This window comes from Buttiauxella izardii, from assembly GCF_003601925.1.
In the GTDB taxonomy this organism is placed as follows: Bacteria; Pseudomonadota; Gammaproteobacteria; order Enterobacterales; family Enterobacteriaceae; genus Buttiauxella; species Buttiauxella izardii.
Genome location: NZ_QZWH01000075.1, coordinates 1 through 670, shown reverse-complemented (window position 1 = coordinate 670; position 670 = coordinate 1). Strand labels below are relative to the sequence as shown.

Annotated in this window: 2 protein-coding genes; both read right to left on the bottom strand. The window is 48.5% G+C overall.

Going from position 1 to position 670, the window contains the following annotated elements:
• Nucleotides 1-312: PTS N-acetylgalactosamine transporter subunit IIB (agaV, locus tag D6029_RS22215; RefSeq protein WP_120066838.1), on the bottom strand; the 312-nt coding region annotated here is incomplete at its 3' end.
• A 26-nt stretch (nt 313-338) separates the two neighbouring features.
• Nucleotides 339-670 (bottom strand): class II D-tagatose-bisphosphate aldolase non-catalytic subunit (locus D6029_RS22210; protein ID WP_208642710.1); only part of this gene is annotated, 332 nt, incomplete at its 5' end.

Below are 670 nucleotides of genomic sequence, written 5' to 3'. Positions count from 1 at the left end.
GACGTTAATCCTCGACACCGGCACATCACCTTTTACTAATGTCAGAAAATCATTAGGGTTTTTACAAACCAGCAGGATTTTCTGGCGGTCGGCTGCGCGATGAATATTGTCGATCACTTTTTGCAGCGACCAGAAACGCACGGAGATCCCTTCCGCCAGAACCATCTCCATCAGATTTTGCTGCACCGTATCCTCAGCGACTTCGTCGTTAGCGACGAGGACGAGGTTGGCTCCGGAAAATCCGACCCATTGAACGCCTACCTGGCCGTGAATCAGTCGCTCATCAATGCGGCTTAATACAATGTTTGGCATGTTTTTTTCCTCTTATTATCATTGTGTTAATTAGATGACTGTGTGCCCAGACAGGCACAATGGTACTGGTGCAGTACGTCCTGGATATGGTCGATAATGAGTTCATGTGGCGTGGCCGCAATTTTTCCTTCACGGACCTTAGCGTATTGAAGGGGCAGATACTGACTGATGAGGGGCAAAGGAATAGATTCACCAGCCAGATTAGTAACAAGATTTGAATACGCCTCGTCAATGTCACGATCCGGCCAGTAATAGCGGACACGATCCGAGAAGCTGTATCCACGAGCCAGGCGGCAATCACTGTTATTGCCGTGATAATGGTGTTTCCAGTATTCCGGGTGCTCCAGCATCACGTTTT